This window comes from Rhizorhapis sp. SPR117, assembly GCF_021742065.1.
On the sequence record NZ_JAKKIE010000140.1, the window covers coordinates 1 to 3341 of the forward strand.

Sequence of the window (3341 nt, forward strand, 5' to 3'; positions counted from 1 at the left end):
GCCGACGAGATCCTCGCCGCCGTCAAACGCTTCTGCCAGAAAACAATGAAGCGAACTTCGGATTCAGGTGACTAGGGCACGATCTCGGTGAAATCGCCCTCTGGGTAGATGTGCATTTGCTACCGATGTTACCGTTGTTGCCCTATTTTGCATCTAAGCCTCTTGGCGTCCAACCGCACCCGCTGCTAAGTCATCCCCAAACGAGGGGCGAACGCGTGCAGCTATTCAATACCAAGACAATCAAGCGTCACATTGCCCGCGCCGCCCCGCCCGATCCCGCGAAGTTGGAAATCCTGCGCCAGTGGGGCGAAACAATCCGCGACCGCTCGATTGAGACGCAAAAGGAAACGGCACTTCACGGCAATTTCAAGCAGCGTATCATTTGCGAAGTGCTGGGCTATCAGGATTTCAACGATAGCGGCCAATGGACCGTTGATGTTGAAGCGCAGATTGGCGCGGGATCGGTTGATCTTGCGTTCGGCCATTTCACGAAGGACGAACGCCGGATCATCGCCCCATTCGAACTGAAGGGCGCGAAGACCAAGAACCTTGATGCCATCATGCCGGGGCGGGCCAAGACCCCGGTGCAGCAGGCTTGGGAATATGCCAGCGACAATGTCGGCACCAAATGGGTACTGGTTTCCAATTACCTTGAAATCCGCCTCTACAGCTATGCGGACGGACGGCAATTCCATGACAGCTTCGATCTGGCGAAGCTGCATGATCCAGCCGAATATCAGCGGTTCGTGCTGCTGCTGTCGGCGGACAACCTGCTGTCCGGGCAAACATTGGCAATCCTGGATGAAAGCCGGAAGGAAGACCGCGACATTACCGCGCGGCTCTATGCCGACTATCGCACCCTGCGCAGCGATCTGATTGGCGCCGTGCAAACTGCCCTGCCCGATGGCGACCCGCTCGAATCCATACGGCTGGGCCAGACCATTCTGGACCGGGTGCTGTTCATTGCCTTTGCCGAGGATAACGGCTTGCTGCCCGATGACAGCCTGTTGGACGCCTTCCAGCATCGCGATCCCTATAACCCCAAGCCGGTCTGGCAGACGTTCCTGGGCCTGTTCACCGCAATTGACCGGGGCAACGACCAGCTCAAAATTCCGCGCTACAATGGCGGCCTGTTCCAGCCGAACGCCACAATCAATGCGCTGGCCGTGCCCGATCACATTTGCGAGGGCTTCAAGCGGCTGGCCGAATATGACTTTGCCAGCGAAATTTCCGTCACAGTGCTGGGCCACATATTCGAGCAATCGATTGCCGACGTGGAGCAGCTTCAGGCCGAGGCGCTTGGCGAAGCGCCAGTTGAAAAGAAGGCCAGCGGCACTAGTGGGCGGCGCAAGCGTGACGGCGTGGTCTATACGCCCGACTATGTTGCGCGCTTCATTGTGGACCAGACGCTAGGAACGCACTGCAAAGAGATTTTTGCCGAAATCCTGGGCCAATATGCCGCCAAGGGGGCGAAGGCCGATGACGAGGCGATTGCATGGAAATCGGCCAAGGCGGAAAAACAGGCATGGGCTGCCTATCGGGATCGGCTGACCAGCCTGCGCATAGTCGATCCGGCCTGCGGATCAGGCGTGTTCCTGATCATGGCCTTCGATTACTTGAAGGCAGAATTGCAACAGGTGAACACCCGGCTGGCCGAACTTGAAGGCAAGGGCATGGCAGGCAACCTGCTGGACCCTGACAGCGAAATCCTGACGCACAACCTGTTCGGCGTGGACGTGAACAGCGAAAGCGTGGAAATCGCCAAGCTGAGCCTGTGGATCAAGACCGCGCGGCGCGGCAAGGTGCTGGACAGTCTCGATGCCAACTTGCGCGTTGGGGATAGCCTGATCGAAGACAGCAGTTTTGCCTATCGCAGCCACGGCTTCGAATGGAAAACCGCCTTCCCCGAAATATTCGCGGCGGGCGGTTTCGACGTGGTGCTGGGTAATCCGCCCTATGTGCGACAGGAATTGCTGAAAGACCTTAAGCCGTATCTCGAAAAGCGGTTTGAGGTCTATCACGGCGTAGCGGACCTTTACGCCTATTTCTTCGAACGTGGATTGCGCATTTTGAAGCCCGGCGGACGGTTGGGCTTCATCAGCAATTGCACTTTCTTTAAGATCGCATCGGGCGCGCCGCTGCGTGATTTCCTGTGCACGAACGCCACGTTGGAAGCAGTGGTTGATTTCGGTCACAATCAGATTTTTGAAGGCGTCACCACCTATCCCGCCATCCTGACTATGCGGGCCGGTGCGCCGCCGGTCAGCCATCAACTGCAATTCTGGAAAATTGGCGAGATGCCAGCCGATAGTTTTGCCGATGCCTTTGCCGATGCAGCCAAACCCTTTCCGCAAGCGACACTGGGGCGCGGTTCATGGGAGCTGGAAGGCGATACTTTGCGCGTTTTGAGGGCGAAGATCATTAGTGGAAAACGCCCGCTGCGCGAAATCTATGGCAAGCCATTCAGGGGGGTAACGACTGGCCGGAACGACGCTTTTGTCGTCAATCAAAAGACCCGAGACGGACTTGTGGCCAATGATGCAGCTTTGAACAACCTTCTCAAGCCATGGCTCGAAGGCAAGGACCTCGAACGATGGCATCAGGTTGGGCGTGACCAGTGGATCATATTCGCACGCCAAGGGCTAGATTTGTCAGGGTATCCTGCAATCGTAGATTACCTTTCGGGTCATCGAGAAAAGCTGGAACCAAGGCCGGAAAATTGGAAGCCGTCGCGGCCTGACGAAAAGTGGCCCGGGCGCAAGCCAGGCACCTACCGGTGGTCTGAAATTCAGGATAAAACAGCCTACTGGTCTAAATTCTCAAATGAAAAGATAGTATCCACAAAAATATCATCACAGCCAACATTTTCTGTTGACCGGTCAGGATCAATTATAAGCAATACAGCTTATATGATTGATGCTAAGTCAGACAACGAATTCGTAACTTCATTGTTGAATTCAACATTAGCCCTGTTTCAATTCAAGAGCATTTTTGCGGTAAAATCTGGTGGATTCTTTGAAATTCAACCGGAGGGTCTTAGTGCCTTTCCAATACCATCCGCCAGCCCGAAACAGAAGGCCGAGATTAGCAGCCTCGCACGCGCTGCGCAGTCGGCGGCGGAAAAGCGCCATGATCTGCAACAGGCTATCACCCGCCGCATTCCAGACCTTGCCACCGATCCGGCCAATGCGAAGCTGACCGGCAAGCTGAAGGAATGGTGGAGCCTGCCCGACTTTGCCGCCTTCCAGAAGGAAGTGGAAAAGGCGCTGAATGACTGACCGGCTGATGCCGGTAGGATCAAGTGGAGGGGCTGAAGCCGTTTCTGTGGGAATGCCGGTCCA

The 3341-nt window shown here is 55.9% G+C and carries 1 protein-coding gene; it reads left to right on the top strand.

The genetic code is table 11. From position 1 onward, the window contains the following. Positions 1 to 215 precede the first annotated feature (215 nt). On the top strand, positions 216 to 3278 hold the full coding sequence (locus L3X40_RS21330) for an Eco57I restriction-modification methylase domain-containing protein (protein WP_237367351.1): 3063 nt from the start codon (positions 216 to 218) through the stop codon (positions 3276 to 3278). Positions 3279 to 3341: the final 63 nt, after the last annotated feature.